This is a genomic window from Prochlorococcus sp. MIT 1306, assembly GCF_047304515.1.
Classification (GTDB): domain Bacteria; phylum Cyanobacteriota; class Cyanobacteriia; order PCC-6307; family Cyanobiaceae; genus Prochlorococcus; species Prochlorococcus marinus_D.
Map to the genome: position 1 here is coordinate 1,491,626 of NZ_CP138959.1, position 17,007 is coordinate 1,508,632.

The 17,007-nt window shown below is 41.5% G+C and carries 14 protein-coding genes; 7 read left to right on the top strand and 7 right to left on the bottom strand.

Annotated elements, in window-relative coordinates; translation table 11 throughout:
* Positions 1 to 36 precede the first annotated feature (36 nt).
* Positions 37 to 1,065 (bottom strand): Fe(3+) ABC transporter substrate-binding protein, encoded by a 1,029-nt coding sequence (locus SIB74_RS07535; RefSeq protein ID WP_063395551.1) that lies wholly within the window; start codon positions 1,063 to 1,065, stop codon positions 37 to 39.
* Positions 1,066 to 1,214: 149 nt separating this feature from the next.
* Between SIB74_RS07535 and SIB74_RS07540 the strand changes: the two genes are divergently transcribed.
* The 4 genes from SIB74_RS07540 to SIB74_RS07555 all read left to right on the top strand — a co-directional run bounded on the left by SIB74_RS07540 (position 1,215) and on the right by SIB74_RS07555 (position 5,092).
* Positions 1,215 to 1,880, top strand: a complete 666-nt coding sequence (locus tag SIB74_RS07540; protein ID WP_063395552.1) for a Fe2+-dependent dioxygenase — start codon at positions 1,215 to 1,217, stop codon at positions 1,878 to 1,880.
* Positions 1,881 to 1,973: 93 nt separating this feature from the next.
* Entirely contained in the window at positions 1,974 to 2,222 is a 249-nt protein-coding gene (locus SIB74_RS07545) for a hypothetical protein (protein WP_011826666.1), read from the top strand.
* A gap of 705 nt (positions 2,223 to 2,927) precedes the next feature.
* Entirely contained in the window at positions 2,928 to 3,743 is an 816-nt protein-coding gene (locus SIB74_RS07550) for a hypothetical protein (RefSeq protein ID WP_063395553.1), read from the top strand.
* Between the two features lie 8 nt (positions 3,744 to 3,751).
* The gene (locus SIB74_RS07555; RefSeq protein ID WP_063395554.1) at positions 3,752 to 5,092 is read left to right on the top strand and encodes a putative sugar O-methyltransferase; all 1,341 of its coding nucleotides are present in this window, start codon (positions 3,752 to 3,754) and stop codon (positions 5,090 to 5,092) included.
* Between the two features lie 656 nt (positions 5,093 to 5,748).
* Here SIB74_RS07555 and SIB74_RS07560 read toward each other — a convergent pair.
* Together SIB74_RS07560 and glyQ are read right to left on the bottom strand one after the other, a co-directional pair.
* On the bottom strand, positions 5,749 to 7,359 hold the full coding sequence (locus SIB74_RS07560) for an iron uptake porin (RefSeq protein ID WP_063395646.1): 1,611 nt from the start codon (positions 7,357 to 7,359) through the stop codon (positions 5,749 to 5,751).
* Between the two features lie 188 nt (positions 7,360 to 7,547).
* Positions 7,548 to 8,429 carry a glycine--tRNA ligase subunit alpha gene (glyQ, locus tag SIB74_RS07565; RefSeq protein ID WP_063395556.1) on the bottom strand — a complete coding sequence of 294 codons (882 nt, stop codon included), beginning with the start codon at positions 8,427 to 8,429 and terminating at the stop codon, positions 7,548 to 7,550.
* Positions 8,430 to 8,989: 560 nt separating this feature from the next.
* Here glyQ and SIB74_RS07570 point away from each other — a divergent pair.
* On the top strand, positions 8,990 to 9,223 hold the full coding sequence (locus SIB74_RS07570) for an AlpA family phage regulatory protein (RefSeq protein WP_063395557.1): 234 nt from the start codon (positions 8,990 to 8,992) through the stop codon (positions 9,221 to 9,223).
* Between the two features lie 232 nt (positions 9,224 to 9,455).
* On the opposite strand, the gene SIB74_RS07575 is transcribed toward SIB74_RS07570, so the two are convergent.
* Positions 9,456 to 11,108: a hypothetical protein gene (locus SIB74_RS07575; protein ID WP_063395558.1), complete on the bottom strand. Its 1,653-nt coding sequence runs from the start codon at positions 11,106 to 11,108 to the stop codon at positions 9,456 to 9,458.
* A 547-nt stretch (positions 11,109 to 11,655) separates the two neighbouring features.
* On the opposite strand from SIB74_RS07575, the gene SIB74_RS07580 reads away from it, so the two are divergent.
* Entirely contained in the window at positions 11,656 to 12,297 is a 642-nt protein-coding gene (locus tag SIB74_RS07580) for a putative 2OG-Fe(II) oxygenase (protein WP_063395559.1), read from the top strand.
* Between the two features lie 360 nt (positions 12,298 to 12,657).
* Here SIB74_RS07580 and SIB74_RS07585 read toward each other — a convergent pair whose 3' ends face one another.
* On the bottom strand, positions 12,658 to 12,798 hold the full coding sequence (locus SIB74_RS07585; RefSeq protein ID WP_413681626.1) for a hypothetical protein: 141 nt from the start codon (positions 12,796 to 12,798) through the stop codon (positions 12,658 to 12,660).
* 215 nt (positions 12,799 to 13,013) lie between these two features.
* Here SIB74_RS07585 and SIB74_RS07590 point away from each other — a divergent pair, with 215 nt between their 5' ends.
* On the top strand, positions 13,014 to 13,691 hold the full coding sequence (locus tag SIB74_RS07590; RefSeq protein WP_063395560.1) for a TVP38/TMEM64 family protein: 678 nt from the start codon (positions 13,014 to 13,016) through the stop codon (positions 13,689 to 13,691).
* A gap of 381 nt (positions 13,692 to 14,072) precedes the next feature.
* Here the strand turns inward: SIB74_RS07590 and SIB74_RS07595 are convergent, their stop codons facing one another.
* Together SIB74_RS07595 and SIB74_RS07600 are read right to left on the bottom strand one after the other, a co-directional pair.
* A complete protein-coding gene (locus tag SIB74_RS07595; protein ID WP_156486094.1) occupies positions 14,073 to 14,333 on the bottom strand; it encodes a hypothetical protein in 261 nt (86 codons plus the stop codon).
* Positions 14,334 to 14,459: 126 nt separating this feature from the next.
* Positions 14,460 to 16,784, bottom strand: coding sequence for a class I SAM-dependent methyltransferase (locus SIB74_RS07600; protein WP_063395562.1), 2,325 nt, complete (start codon positions 16,782 to 16,784; stop codon positions 14,460 to 14,462).
* Positions 16,785 to 17,007: the final 223 nt, after the last annotated feature.

The window sequence follows — 17,007 nt, forward strand, 5'->3', positions numbered from 1 at the left end:
GAAGGGCTCTAGCCCTGAACCCACAAGCCTAAAACCCTATTTCCAACCGGATTGAGCCATCAACTGAATCGCCTTGGCATTATTCGCTCCGAGCTGGCTAATCGTGACCCGATCGGGGCGAAAAGTGCCGAACTTTTTGAGTTCCAACGACGTGCCATAGCCATTCAACGGATGCTCATAGGTGGGGCCAGCCATGCCTTGACTGCCATCGGGTGAAGCAAGAAATTCAAGCAGCTCAATCGCCTCCTTCTTATTCTTTGCATACCTAGCCAACCCACCAGCACTGACATTGACGTGGGCGGGATCAGGTGTGATAACCGTGAGCTTATTAGCAAGAGCCTTGTCTTTCGATCCGCTCACACCAGCACGCATCCGCGCAACATAGTAGTGATTAACGATGCCAACACCGCAGATGCCTTGTGACACAGCACGAGCGAGGGAGACATCTCCTCCAAAGTAAGGCTGGGAAACGTTAGAGATCATTCCCTGTAACCAACTCTTGGTTGCCGCCTCACCGCGCAACACAAGCTGATCAGCGACTAAAGATTGGTTGTAGACGTTGTTGCGCTTGCGTAGACACACCTTCCCTTTAAGTGAGGGGCTAGCCAGATCGGCATACGTGCGAATACTGCCAACGTTCACCTTCGATGGATTGGCAACAATCACCCGCACACGACGGGTCAGGCCATACCAACGACCTCGCGGATCGCGATAGGCACTAGGGACTTCGCTATCCAATTTTGCTGAGCGCGAAGGTTGCAAAAGACCCTCTTTTGCTGCATTACTAATCCGTGCCGCATCAACAAGGATGATCACATCGGCCTGAGAGTTTGCCCCCTCTCTTTTAAGACGCTCTAACAATGAAATCCCAGAAGATTCGATCAGCCGAACCTTGATCCCTGTTTGCTCAGAAAATTTCTTATATATTTGACGATCAGTGTTGTAGTGCCGACCTGAATAAACACGTACTTCTCGAGCATTCGCAACACCGTTTTGGCTGAATCCAGTGCCAAGGGCGAGAACGGCCGCCAAGCCTGAATACGTAAGACGCGCCTTCAAACCCATTGCCAGCAAACCATTAACGTTGTAAGCCTCACCCTATTGAGCGCACTCAAAGCCTCCTTGCGCATTCCATACCAGCTGCTGTAACAAATGATGCGCTCACGACCCAAGAGGCTCAACGCTCTGATGATGGGATTTCCTCAGCAATCTCTATGGAGCCCCTGACCCATCCATTGCTTGATGAGGCAACTGTGAGCCAATTGCGTGCAACTCTCTTGGCTGACGAAAGCTCATGGCAGGACGGACGTAAAACAGCGGGATATCAAGCAGCCGAAGTCAAGAACAACCTCCAGCTGGATCGCAACTCAAAAACCGCCAAAGAAAACAGCCAGCTGGTAATTAAGCAGCTTGAATCGGATCCGCTTGTGAAGAGCTTTGCCTTGCCAAGGCACATCCACGGGGTGATGTTCAGTCGATCCGGCATTGGCCAGGGCTATGGAATGCATGTCGACAATGCCTACATGAGCTCAGGGCGTAGCGACCTCTCCTTCACGCTGTTTCTCAACGAGCCAGAAAGTTACGAGGGAGGAGCTCTCTGCATTCAAACCTTGCAAGACAGCAAACAAGTGAAGCTGCCAGCTGGCCAGGTGATCATTTATCCCAGCACAAGCCTGCATGCCGTGGAAACAGTCACTGCTGGTGAACGGCTGGTTTGTGTTGGCTGGATCCAGAGCTATATCAGCAGCAATGAAGACCGCACTATTCTGTTTGGCCTCAATGCTGGTGCCCGTGCCCTTCTTGCCGAGCATGGCCGTTCACCAGAACTGGACTTGATCTTTCAGGCCTACACCAACCTGCTCAGGCGCCTCGGCAGCTGAAGCCAGAGTCATTTGATACCAAGTCAAGTAACGAATCGCCAAACAATGGTGGCGTGGAGGAGCCAAAATGGATTTAAAAATGAGCCTCTCAGCATGAGCAAAAAGTCTCCTGTAGCAATATTTCTTGCAGCTTCTGCACTGCTGGCGGCAAACGCACTTCAGCCAAACCTGAGTCACGCTGGCGAAGGCGGTGAAGGAGATATGGGAGGACTGAAAGAGTGGACCACTGATCAAGACATCGATGCTGAAAGCAAGCCTGATGAAGATGCTAAGAAAGCTGCCAAAAAGGCAAAGAAATCAAATATTTGCGTCCCGATCGGCGAAGGAGAAAACTGCTGGTAAACCTATTCTGAACTAGTTTTCACAAACATGCCCGCTTATTTGTGCCTACTCGTAGGACTTAGGGGTGGGTTGTCAAAGCGACCTGGGTATTCAGGAACCGCATAAAGCCTAAAGGAACACTGGAATCGACAATGATAAGAAATGTACCTGGGCAGATTCCTTAGTGAGATAGACGAAAAGGTGAACCGTACCTGTGATGAAGGTAGCCCCCCATCCAGAAAACCAGTTCCCGTAAGACTCTAATGGATCCGAACAAATCATGAGGGAGAGGGACACCAGTGGTCTTTTTCTGTCAGTTCGCCTGTGCTGACTGTTGTGTCAGAGGGGGGGGGTAAGGAGGTCTCTTCCAACGACATTCTCTGTGTTAGTTAATTTCCCGCTAATTTGGAAAACGATTCTCAGAGCATCATATCGAAACTTATTAGAGGTGAAACCAACTTCCATTCCCTACTTTGCTTGACTCTTCCCCTTGCTGCAAAATATAAAAAATAATCGAGATATATTAAAATGAACAAAAAGGCTTCTTTCCTGTTAGAAGAAAGCTTTGATTGAGCTTTTTATATTCATTTAGAAACGCGGGAACACCCTGCCTTAACGACATACATAGGGCTGCATTAATGCTTCAGAGATCGCATATCACAGCAATTTGATTTTGCTGTTATAAGAGTCAGATGATAGTCTGAGTTAAGATTCACTTTGGATAATATGCATGCTCCAGATCTGGCCACAGGAAATATAATTCATTTCAACGAGCTTGGAGCTAATTTTATTTCAGAAATCCAAAGCTGTTGCGAATATGAATTAAGTGATGCCGCCAATTCCAGTTTTTATCTCTCCACCGCAACAAGATACTTAAACATACCACACGCTGAACAAAATAAAGGAGGGACTTTTTTTGGAAGCATGCTAAATGAAAAAGGGCCAAAGGAATTAATTTTGATAAGCGATGATTCTGGTAGCTGTGGTCACTTAACCTGCCCAGACGAAATAGGAGCCGGTGCAACTAGAGGAGATTTCAATAACTTAGGACTTGTAGAGCTACGTGACAATGTACTAATCCCAGAGATACAAATTCCAAACGGGCCATTCTCTCAATCAATAGTCAACTGCCAATCGAGAGAATGCCTCTGGATTGATCCCATTAGATTGCTTTCAAAAGACAAAATGTTGATCAATTTTTCCAATTTTTATGCTGTGATTGAAATCAAATCCGGCCCTGGTACTGCAAGAATATTTGGGAAAGTCAGATCATGTATATTACCCAAAGAATCTGATGAAAAACGATCCAAATTCGTACAGATCAATCTAGGATACACTTTAATACCATTATCCCAGTACCCTTACTATGGATACATAAGCGCCTCCATTAATCTAGAGAGTAATGAAAATATTATTGAAGCTATTGTTCCATCCTATCATTCTGACTGTGACATCAACTCTCAGAGGATCCTAAAAATGTTCAAAACATCGTTTAGTTACAATGGTCAAGTACACTTGTTTTGCTTCAATACTCATTACTAGGCTTTCAAATGATCAACACTGAACTTAAAGAAATAAAAGACGCATATTCAATCTTAAAACATGTCTCCTCTTTACCCCCTCCTCCAAATCTTGAGGTTTCACAATGGTGGAAGAATCTACAGCAATCAGCTTTGGAGTTCGGAAGAAAAAAAACCACTTTTAGTGAAATAGTCTGTTACGCACAATTGCCAACATCTGGCTTTGACCACAGACGAGAGAGAGACTTTGTCACCACCAGGGGTCGCAGTATTTTATCCATAATAGAAGAAAGGTATTGGCTTATAGCAAAAGAGTTTCCCAAGGTTAATCTAGATCTTCTTCCAGAAGAATCCGACTTTAGTAGAATAGAAAGCATTGCCTCAGTAGAAGGGAAGCAATATAGCAATGTATTCCTATACCACTTATATATCTATCTTACAGTTTCAGAGTGGTTAGAGAAAAATTCAATCAAAAATCAATATATGCCTAAAAAATCAAAAGTCTTGCTAGAAGTTGGCGGTGGCTACGGTGGTTTAGCTCGTATTTTCCTAGAAGCAACCAATGACACAAAATATATATTAACTGATCTCCCCGAGATGTTGTTCTTTTCGTATTCATTTATACGCGCAAATTTTCCCGAAAAGTCAGTAAAGATAACTTCTTCCCATGAAGAAATTGATCTCAAAGAATGGGATGTTAACCTGGTGCCAATTCAATTTTCAGAATCCTTGTTGGGCCACAAATTTGATGCCGTCATCAACACAGGAAGCTTGCAAGAAATGCCTGACAAGGCAATATCTTATTGGATGAATTTAATCAAGAATGTTGTTGGAGATGGCTTTTTTTACAGTTTCAATTACTTCCTTAATGACAACAGGCTTCATACCTATGGACCTAAAGGAATAATGAACAAAGGGTGCCTGCGGCTTGAGAAAGAATGGAATATCAAAAAATTTGCGATCAACCCTAAAGTCTTGTGCGAAGACGTTGAGTTGAGAAATTGGCTTGAATTAGTAGTTGAATTAAGAATAGATGATCATGATGATCCTAATTCGAAAACGCTAAGTCATGAAAAATCCTTTAAAGATCAAGATTCAATTGGATCAGATAAGTGGTTTGAATATCACTGGAGACGTCACTTTAGCGACCCTCTCGATATTGAGCCTATTAGGATTCTTCTCTTGGGAATCGACAAGTTCAAGAGGGGTGAATGCAACAAGAATAATCTCCCAATAAACAAAAAGGCCTCATTACTGAAAGGATGCAAATTTACAAATATAAGCCCACAAAAGTCTTACTTTCCTGCATATGGTGAAGAGTATTATCTGCGCTCAATTCTCGAGAAGCAAGGTCTGCTAAGCATGAGATAAATTTAACTCGGCCTGGGAATAGTAAGGCTATAATTATCACTTTCAAAATCTATTCTGGATAAAATCCAGATTGACAACATTGAGATCTCCTGCAACATACTGTGATCCTCTGATTTGCCGCCATCACGAACTAATAGTCTGTATTCTCACACCTTGGAATCCAAGAAGAGTTGCTTAATAGGGATCTCAGCAACTAATTCTGGTATCATCTGATCAACCAATTAGTTCGCTAGACCTGCCGCGTCATTAGTTTCATTAGTTTGGGTTACTTTGTCGAACCTCACGCCAGATAAGCATCCAGCAACTAATGGTAAATGAATTCTGAAATGGTTTTCAAAATGACTACCTCAATAAATGCAAAGTGGTCATCACAAGGCATATTATTAGTAACAAGCATTTTTCATTCAATGCTTAAAACATTAATTTGCTCATAAAAGTAAACATGCTAGTCTTGAAGAGAGAGTAGATCAGTAGCTCCCCTTTACTGTGATCGTAGATTAATTGATAAAAGAACCAATGCATATTTCCTCGTTGAAGTGTTCTGCATTGCTCTCTTCAGCTTTTGAGTAATTTCTAAAGACAAAAAAAGGCGCCCGCTTGAAGGGCGCCTTGATGGTCTGACGAACCAGGGCAGAAAATCTCCTGCCTCGCTAAGATCAGAACTTGAATGTGGTTAGAACTAGACCACCGAAGGTGCCGAAAGTATCAGCTCCGTCGCCACCGTACTTAGTAGCTGAACCTGTCTTCTCTCCGAACGGACGGCTCAGATAGAAAACAGCTGGTGTCACAGAGATGTTGTCTGTGACCTGGAACTTGTACCACAGCTCGAACGCCATGTTGCCGTCATCAGGAGTGTCATCGCCCTTCTGCTGGGTCACCCACTGAAGCTCAGAGACTGCAGCGCCAAGGGCATTGCCCTCTATGAAGGCATCCTTCCACACCATGCCTGCGAACCAAGCCATACTTTGGTCGCGTGTGCCATCTGCTGCCTCATCTGGCAGGTTGTAAGAAGTGAAGTCGTAACCAACGCTGAAGGAAGGAACAATGCCTGGCTCATCTGGCTGCCAAAAAGCTCTAAAGGCGACCCCATTGGAATCAGCACCGCAAGAATCTGTACCCATGCATTTGCTGTAGACACTGGCACCACCATTGGTTGTGCCAAAGCCTTGAGTCATACCTTGCTGGGTGTAGGCATAAGCAGCAGAGACTTGCCACTGAGGATTGCCGTAATCAATCTTGGTAAGAAACTTACCTTTGGAATTGCCGTTGCCAACTCCACCCTCTGAGGGATCACCGTTGTAGCCGTTTTTGGCAACATAGTTGGCACTAATGCCAAACCTGGCATCCATCGGATCGTCGACTTGCGACTTCCATGCCAAACCTAAGCCTTGACCTGTACTCGCACCGTAGACACCATAATTACCACCTAACTTGAATGCTTTCAAGATCTGCTGGTAAACCGATGGAGCACTACCAAGCATGTAGTAGTTTTCAATCTTGGCGCCAATCCAAGCAGTAAAGCTGTCACCAATTGGGAAGGTGTACCAGAGCTTATCAACTTTAACGACGTCCTGGTTGCTATTGGCAACACTCAAGTACGCCTGCGGAACGTAACCCTTGCCACCAAATGCACTGTCTTTAAAGTTGCCAGTTTTCAGGCGAGCATAGAGAAGATCTTTACCCGTGAAACTGGTATTTAGATCAAGCTGAAGGGTGTAGTTAAAAGTAAGTGCATCAGTTCCAAGATAGTCCCCATCATCCGTAAGGTCATCGGTCTCATCGCCTGTATAGCTGGTTCCGCCAAGAACCATATGAGCCTTACCTTTCAGCTTGGTGGTGGTGGAGAACTGAGTTGCTTCCAGTTCACCAACGCGGGCTTCTAGGCCATCAACACGGCCCTTGAGGATGGCGAGCTCCTGCTCGAATTCGTTGAGAAGGCGACGCAGTTCGTCGGTGACTTCAGTGATGCGATCGAGGCAGGCATTCAATAGAGCAGCCGCTTCAAAGCGGGTCATTGCTCTGTTGCCCAGGTAGCTACCGCTTGGATAGCCAGCTACACAGCCGTAGCGCTCAATCAGGTTGCTTAGAGCCTGATAAGCCCAGTCGGTTGGGTAAACATCTTGGAATTGGGAGATGCTGGTGACCTGCTCGCTGGAGGCCGAATAATCGGACACACCTTTGATGTCGAGGTCTGCGGCATTAGCTGCCATAGGGGCCATCAGGCCCAAAGCAGCAGGTGCCACCAGCAATTGCTGGAAGAGTTTCATTTGGTTCCTCACACAAAAAGCCCAAAACATGGGCAAGCAAAGGTTAGTAAAAAGATGCGTGTTCACAACGAACACAACTAACAGTTCTAAGTATCTTTTGATACAGGCAAAGTCAGGTGCTTGGAATCAGGCCCTTGAAATTATTGAGCCATTTAAAATTGAGCTATTTAAGATTGCAATGGCTGGTCTTAAGCAAGTGCCTTGTTATTAAGCAATGGGAATCCCATTGCCTCCCTTTCTGTTAACCAAGCCTCTGCCACCCCGCGAGCCAAACTGCGAATCCTGCCAATCGTGGCTGTTCGCTCCGTAACCGAAATCACGCCACGAGCCTCCAGGAGATTGAAAGTATGGCTGCATTTAAGAACGAAATCAAGTGCCGGTGCTGGAAGCTGCTTGGCGATCAGGTCTGACGCTTCCGCTTCATAAAGATCGAACAACTGCTTGAGGCGAATTGGATCCGATGATTCAAAATTAAAGTCGCACTGACCCTTTTCTAGAGAAAGCCATATATCGCCATAGCTTCGTTTGTTATTCCAGCTGAGATCCCAAATATTCTCGACATTCTGTAAATACATGGCCAGTCTCTCAATGCCATAGGTGATCTCGATCGGCACAGGGCTGCAATCAATACCACCACATTGCTGAAAATAAGTGAACTGTGTAACCTCCATACCATCAAGCCACACTTCCCAACCAACCCCCCAGGCTCCAAGGGTGGGTGATTCCCAGTTGTCTTCTACAAAGCGAATATCATGTTCCGCCGTACAAACTCCTAAAGCTTCAAGCGATGCAAGATACGTCTCCTGAATACCAACTGGAGAGGGCTTGATCAATACCTGATATTGAAAATAGTGTTGAGCGCGATTTGGGTTGTCGCCGTAGCGACCATCGGTGGGGCGACGACAGGGCTCTGGATAAGCCACAGCCCAAGGCTCTGGTCCAATAGCGCGCAGTACTGTATGGGGACTCATCGTGCCTGCGCCCTTTTCGGTGTCATAAGGCTGCAACAACACACAGCCCTGATCAGCCCAAAAGGAATTCAGGGTCGTGATGATGTCCTGGAAATGCATGTCCTATAACTTTCCTGTGCTGATAGGGGTTTTAGGGGAACGGAGGGCGTTTAACATCGTTGGTTAATGCCCGAAAATGATTAGATTTTCGTTGGGCGTTTGAACGCGTTGACAGAGTATAAAGGGAGGACTTCTCCACAAGTTGACTGCGAAGACAGGCACAGTTATTGATATCTCAAAGGGTCTTGGCACAAATAAGCGGGTTCATTACCCGCCTCTGGCTTCGATCGACGTGTTGATATGTGATTTTAACCATACCTTGGCTGATTGCCCAAGGTGACTCTCCATATGGAATTCCATATCAACCTGAGTGGAGGATATGCCCGCCATCGAAAGTACTTTATTCATCTCACCTCCGAAAGTCGAAGGGAACGCTCAGGGGCGCGTGTGCGTGTCATGCGTTTTCCTCCTCAACATCTAGAGGGACCGCAAAAATTGGGTTAAAGCACACTGAATAAATTTCTTCGCGATCCCAAAAGCCATGCTGAACCTCCTAACGGGGAAGAGGTACAAGTGATGCCAAAGCAAATCTCTGCTCCCCGCTTCCCAAATCTCCAGAAGTGATTGAGATAACGGGAATGGGCCAGACCTTTATCTATGCCCGCATGAACGAAGGGACCTTACCTGTGCAGATCAAACTGGGTCCACCATCAGCGGCCTGGAACGAACCCGAGATCACTAAGTGGGTGAAGGTCAGATGCAAACCGATGCACCAGAAAGATTGGGAACTAATATCAATAGAACTCTCCTTAAGCATTGCAGCCAAATGTTCTGACCTTTTATGTACATTTTAGAAACTTTCTGATTGAGTACGACTCGTAATGCTCCAAACCAACTTCCTTCGTGAGGTCCACTGTTCAGGGTAGCTCTCAGGATGTCATGGACTTTCTACCAGTGGAATTTGTGGTTCTGTGAGTGGAAACCCGAGATATCCCTCTGATTCAGAAATTTGGGACTATCAGGCAAAAGAGAGGAGGTAGAAAAAAGTCGCGAGAGTTCGTTTATCAGTTGCAGAATGGATCGTCGTCAGGCGACTTTGATTGAGTTTATATAAGTCAAAAACTCTTCTAACTGGGGACGATTATGAATAGTATATAGACCTACTTTTTCAGAAATGAGCTCCCTATGGCTTATGTACTCTGAATCGTATAATAATTCGCTCGAATTATTATTATCATTTGATCCGCCTAGTGCTGGGTTTACGATGTAATCAAATGGCGCCATTATGCCAGATCTGTATATATTCTTGAGCTGTTTGATTGCTGATCTAAGAGAAGACTTTCTGTAAATTATGTGGGCATTATTTAGCAAATAATTAAAAGACTTATTATTCCGATATTCAAGATCACTCAGTCCTGAAATAGACTTAGTATTGGATATTGTAGGCAAATTTATCCATGCGGATCCCAATTGCATTGCATCATATATTGCACCTGTATGGTCTAGATAAGAAAAACCGGAATTCATTAGAACTATTAAATGCTTACTGCTTTGCATAACAAAACGAAGCTGAGTTTGATCAAGACTGCCTTTATATATTATTGGCGCGATTTCTTTCCAGCCTTGATCTCCAAAAAGGGTAACTTTCCTAATTGTCTCAATGTTACGAACCAACTGATGTTTTATATATTGATTGGCGCCGTAAAAGACTGACCAAAGATTTCGATGAATGATCGATTTATGATATTTATCCATCGAACATTGATTTAAGATATTGAGACTTGAAAGATACCAAATTGGTAATTCTGAGTAGGGTTCGTGAAGATATTCGAATAAATGAATAATAGGTTTTCGCCATGCCCTGACATCATTTATTCTACTGTTTGTAGCGATTATTATTTCGTATGTATCTTCAAGTGTGATATCTTTAGAATGTGACTTATAGTCTCCTATTAAGGGAACAAATCTCAAATTCTTCTCTTTCAATGTGTCGTCACAATATTCATGCAAGATGCCGAGATTGATAAAATTTTGCTCAGGCTGGTAAAGTTTTCTCAATAGTGGTCCATAAGATGCGACGCATTGAGGATCATTGTAAATACATATAAATTTAACTCCCAATTCCTTAAGTATAAGGTAAACCTCAGCATTGCTCCTTGTCGATGAAAGCTGTATATAGTCCCAGTTAATTGAAATCACCATGCCTATGCTTTTTGATAGTATCAATTGCAAAAGCTGATTGATTGGTAAATAATTTGAAGTCTCATCGACAACATTCCTTGACTCTTGATCAAAATCATTAGTATCAGGAGTATAATATATTTTTTTTCCACTTTTCTTGATCATATCTATATAATTCAAAGATCGTAGATCTTTTGCTCCAAGCCACAATATATTATCAGTGTTTAAGCCGTCGTGTTTTTTAAATCCGTTCTTAGGCAGGGAACGAATTATTTTTTGGGTATTATTAATTCTGTTAATACATGCCTCTATCGCTATCTTTATTTCAGAAGGCGCTTCATCGAACTTGGAGAGGCCAAACAGAAGCTTCTTGCTTTTGAGTGTAAAAAAAAAGTCTTTAGAAGCCAATAATAGCCAATAAAAGATATAGTATTTTTCTTGGCAATCCTTCTGTATTTTTAGCGATTGAGATTTTTTTTGACCCTTAATAATATACGAATAGATTAGTATTGGGTTTTCCCATTCGATCAATACTCGTAGCTCTTGCTGTGTTTCCATTGCTTGGTGCTATTTTGATTAATCGTCACATATCAAATAAGCTTAACATGATTCATGGGAACATTGGCTAAAGTCAATACGTCGGTTAATGTGTTGTTTTCTTATATCTTGCCGCTTGTTTGTTCGCAGTAAACACATTCACTCTGTAGGCTTTGATGGGGAGAACCTTGCGTAAAATAAATAAGAAATTTATAAGCTAGTCTCAAAAGTAGCTCTTCATTCTGTAGAAAATCTGAGAGGGGTTTGATCTGGGGTTGATTTAAAATCACATCACCGAGGTTTACCTCTGAAGTTAAAAGTATCAGCGATTTATTGGCCCTGAGAAAAGTTTTTATACCACGAAAATTTATTTATTTAGCTTATTTTTGTTTAGATGGCTGCTTGCTGCATCCATAGCCAGTAAACAAGTTTTCCATTTTTGATGATTCGGACCGTTTCGAGTTAACTTGTCTATTTAAAACAGTGCAATCAGTTCATTGCACTATAAAATAGGATTGTACACTATTTTATAGGTATGGTAAAGTTAACATGTTAAAATAAATGCGTCATGGCGATTCAATTTACTCGGCTGAATGCCCAGGATTGGTTTGCTTTTAATAAGTTGCCTTCTGATTATCTTCAGCATCTCAAGATATTGATTGATCAAGCACGCGAAGATAAAGTTGATTACTCGCAAAATTTGGCTGGAAATATTTCTCAATCACTTCTTTTAAAAGATCCTACAGATTACGTAATAAATAAATTTTTTGGAGATTTTTTAAAGGATCCTCAAGTATCGCCTGTACTTCAGAATACCACAAATTACAAGTTGGCAACTTTTCCTTCTATCCAGTCTAAGCCTCTGAGGTATTCGCTTAAAGATTTTTGGGTAAATTTTCAGAAAAGGTATGAGTTTAATCCAATTCATAGTCACAATGGACTTTTCAGCTTTGTTATATGGGTGCAAATTCCTTATGACCTTAAAGAAGAACAATCTCTTCCCTTTACGTCTAATGCGAATGAGAAAGTAGCAAGTTCATTTGGGTTTGTTGATTCTACTGGTAATACCTGTGTTATTCCTGTAGACAAGACTTATGAAGGTGTTATGTGTTTATTTCCTGCCACTCTCAAACATATGGTTTATCCTTTTTACACTTCAGAGGATGTCCGAATTAGTGTGTCTGGAAATGTAACAATTGTCGATTTATAGAACATTATCTAATGCAGTAGTTCAGCACCAGCAGTTCACAAATTCGGACCCTCACATTCAAGCTGTCATCGTGCCTAGTCATGACTTGCTAGTTATGTTTGAACTGAGAGTTTGCAGACATCATCTCTACTCCTCTCCATTACTAAAGGAGATTGGTAAGGAACGTATTCTTCTGGAGTAAAAGGTATAGTATCGGAGTAATCCTTGAAGAACTCATCTCTTATGTCCTGCCACAACAAGGCAAAATCGTGCTGGCATAGGGCAAGTCAGTCATTAGATTGACGACAAAGAGTTCTGATGGTTTGAGTGACGGATATCCATACTATTCGCTCGACTCAACAGAGAAGTCCCGCCAGCGAATCAGGTAGTCAGAAAACCGAAAGGCACGGTGCGTGGCACCTTGATCTTACGAATCTCAAGATCCGCAACCTGTCGCTTGAAGTACCCTGACTCGTCGCGCAGATCACAGTCAATAACTAAAAACCCTGCTACGTGTGTCATGGAAGTGCACTAGCGTTGTTCTGAGGGGCTTTGATCGTAATTGTATTGTATTCCTACTTATCCATTACCTAAGCAAAAGCTTGAGTAATTCGAATAGACTCGAAAACATGTAAATGCTATAGTCAGTTAGTTAAATCCACTAAAAAGTGATCAGAATACAGCTCAATCGGACGAAATACTCTTATTTAATAATCAGCATACTCCTAGTAGCTCTAATGATTTATATTTCTCGAGTTCTAGATGTGTCAACGATAGGAAGTTGGCTAAAAGCTATTGATGGTGGAGTTGAATCGATAGGGCTATGGGCAATTGGGATTATTTTTGCCCTAAGGTCAATAAGTATAATAATCCCAATACTTCCTGGCACATACTGCTCTGTTCTCTCTGGTTATTTCTTTGGATTCCAACAAGGGTTGTTGGTTGTTTTCATAGCAGATCTGGTCGCATGTTGTTCTTGCTTCACCCTTTCAAGGAAATTTGGCAGAGCCGTAATTGAGAAACTCGTAGGCAAGAATCTGATGAATCGTGTTGAGGATTTTAGCAAAAAACATCTAGAGCAAAACTTTTTTTTAATGACAAGTTTTTTAATGTCGAATTTATTTGATTTTGTTTGTTATGGCTTAGGGCTTACGAAAGTTACATGGAAAAGGTTTCTACCTGCATTACTGTTTAGCATCATAATATCGGATGCCCCATTTGTTGCGAGTGGATATGCACTAAAACGCCTCGGAGGTATTGAAATCCAAGAAATTATTAATGGGAATATAAAGGCACTCCAAGGAGCACCTCTAGTAATATTTATTGCCTCGGTCACGGGAGTTTTTTCTCTAGCAATAATCAATATAGTCCTACAAAAAAGACAAGATAATATCAAAAGAACAACCAGTCAATGATTATCTCTTAAAGAGAGGATCTTTGAAATTATTTCTTTCAGCATCTCATTTTGAGATCATCAAATCAGAAAAAGGTTAAGGCTCGTTTATAGCCTTTTGATGTCATAGTCCTATTAGATTAGAAAAATGCGAATCGCAGAAAGTCATTATTCTATTCTCCAGAGTATATCTGCTGGTAGTAACTCAATCAAAGGGTGGCAAACACCTAAAGAGATTAGAGCTATAAGCCTATAGAATTTTCAAGATATAAAACAGTAAAAAATTCAAGGAAGTTCTAGTGAGCAGTATTTACACTAGCTGATTCAAGGAGTCTTGGTGAATACATTAAAACGAGCGAACAAACAATAAGCATTGAAAGCAAATATCAAGATTAATACAAGACTATTTATTTAGCATGTATGTAAAGTATCCAATAATTGCAATATTAACACCAATTAATCCAAAGAAGATCAACAACGGGTTCTGCATTCCCGCTGGTGCCGATAATTGTAGGCCTAACACATTAAGCACCTCTTTTTTAGGCATATCTTTTTCTTCTTTATCAGTTGCGAGCAAATATGGTATTCCAAATCTATTTTTTGGCGGCTCGAATGCTTCCGTTTGATCGTTACTCGAAGTTGCATTGCTCTCAGAATCTTCCATGATCATTGTATTGATTATGAGCCAACATTATACCATTGGACTGGTTGCCAGGCAATCCACTCATATAAGCATGGTGTTCAACACCAAAATGATCAATATTTATGCAGAATATTTAGGCATAAGCCATTATCTTTGATTCGTCCAAAATTGGTACATTTGTCGAAAGGTGTTGGGATTGGCTTGTTCATACTGTTGCCAATAGCCGAGGTCAGTCTGCATTGAATCAGATGGATAAGCTCTGCCATAATCTTTTTTAACAATACTGGGCAACACAAAACCTAAGAATCTAAGTTCAAATTGGTCAAGCAGCAATGCTATCATCTCTAGTGAATAACGATGTTCCATAATATGAAAACAAAGATCTCTACACATAGAAGTTGTGTAAAAGTCTGGCCATTTTGAGATTGAACTAATGTTCGGATATTCACCATTAATTAGTTTATTCCTAAATAGACGAATGCCTTCATTACTAGCCTCAAAAGATTCAGATTTAATAATTTTCCTAGCCTCAACAATATCTTGACGTGCTAGCTCACTATAAAATCCTAATTTGAGCATTCCATCGGCTGCGAGTATTTTAAGTAGAGATTGCAGACCTTCAGATGGATCCTTCATATGATGGAGAACACCCGTACATTCTATAAGATCAAACTCTTCATTTAGTTTTGGAAGATCAAGAATGTCCATCTCTATAAATCTTATATGCTCAATTCCATATTCATGAGCCTTACGCTTTGCATAAGCGATACTAGAAGAGCTGAGATCGATAGCAGTTAAATCAGAGTTAGAATAAGAGAGGGCATCGAATATCTGCTGTCCGGTGCCACAGCCAGCTATTAAAACTCGAGATCTCTGCTTGGGCAAAATGATTGAGACCCGATTAGGGTTTATTTCATTGTTAATCGCTGAAGATATGGTTTGAATATTTTCACGTGAATAAGAAGCATATCTCCAACGCGGATAAGGATGCTCTTCATACTGCTTTTTAACCTGAATAGAAGTACCATCATCTATAGATCCATATTTAGGAATAGATGCTGCAAGCTCATGTTCGCGTTCTGGTTCAACGAGTTGCATTATTTTTAAATTATTTAATTTCTCATTCGCATCGATGAATTCTCTTAATGAAGGGAACTGTTCACAAAGATGAGTAATGGGTATATAACAAGCTAAGATGGAAAGAGTTTTCAGATCAAAGTCACTTCTCAAGCAAGAAAGTTTAAACTGTTCGATTGCTTCCAATTCTTGCTTGGTACATGTAAAAATATATTCATTTAGGAAACACTGCTCCGCAAGTGCAATAGTTAAGTCGACAATACTTTTATTAAAAGCATTATTTTGGATTGAAATGCATATTTGCTTGCGTATATTAGTCAACGCCTTATCCCAGGCCATTGTGGTGAATAACATCAAACCAAGAGCACTGATGATCTCATCATCAGCAAGAATATGTTGAAAAGAGGGGTGATCAAATAAATCATGATGAATGCCTGAAATTTTGTCTAGTGTTTGTTCTGGGATCAAGCGATTAATTGCTGAGAATAGATTTTTATGTGCAATATCATTTCTCTTTAATAGGCCACGAAGCAAAACTCTAGACTGTCGTTCAGGTAAGAATGAAAGATCAGATTCCTCAAGCAGAGAGTTAAGAAGCAAATATGATGATTGCTTTTGTGGGTAAAGCTCAATTTCTCTTGTTACATGAAATACAGCCTCCTCAATTCTGCCAAGGTCCTTTAAAATTATAGAAAGGTTTAAATTGACATCAGGCAGATCGGCCTGCAACTTCATTGCCTTTCTTGTGTTCGCTTCTGCATCAGTTAGATTACCTTGTTCTTGCAAGATACCACCTAGATTGAGATATATACTTGCTGAATCATCTTGCAATTCAATAGCCTTGCGTGTTGTATGTTCTGCTTCATCTAGTTTGCCTTGATTCTGTAGGATCTGACCAAGGTTTACGTATGCATCAGCCAAATCTGGCTGAAGTTCAATGGCCTTTCGGGTTATATCTTCTGCATCGGTTAGTCTTCCTTTTTCTCGTAAGACTAAACCCAGGTATGAATAAGCATTGGCGAGGTTAGGCTGTATAACAATCGCCTGGCGTATCGCCACTTCAGCATCATCTAACATTCCTATCTGAAAGAAAAGATATCCCAAGTTTGCATGTGAAAAAGCATGGCCAGGGAATAGTTTGATGCTTTTCTTATAGATGTTTATTGCCTTATCAATCTCTCCTTGGGATTGACAGATTAATGCGAAGTTAGAGAATATATCTGGATCACTTAAACCACTATTAATAAATTCCTGATAGGCTTTTTGTGCCTCATTTATATTGCCTTGTTGGTGATATTTAAAAGCGATAGCCTTGAGTTGGTCAGGTGGTATTCGGGAAAACTTCTTGGAGGTTTGTTTATTTTTTATTTTCTTCTTTTGTCCAAATCCTTTCATGTTCACAACGAGATATTCTTCTTTAATCTAATCGCCAAAGTAATTCTTGAACCTTGAAGGTAATAGCATGAAACGATGGACTTTTTTGATGGGCAAGAAATCATCAAAAAAAGGGGCAAGAATCCTTCGACCTTAGAAGAACCGAGTATGTCATATTCTGGTTGTTTTAAGGAGATCATCGACAAGTAAAGTCTGCAAATTCATTGACATGATTGCTTCAATG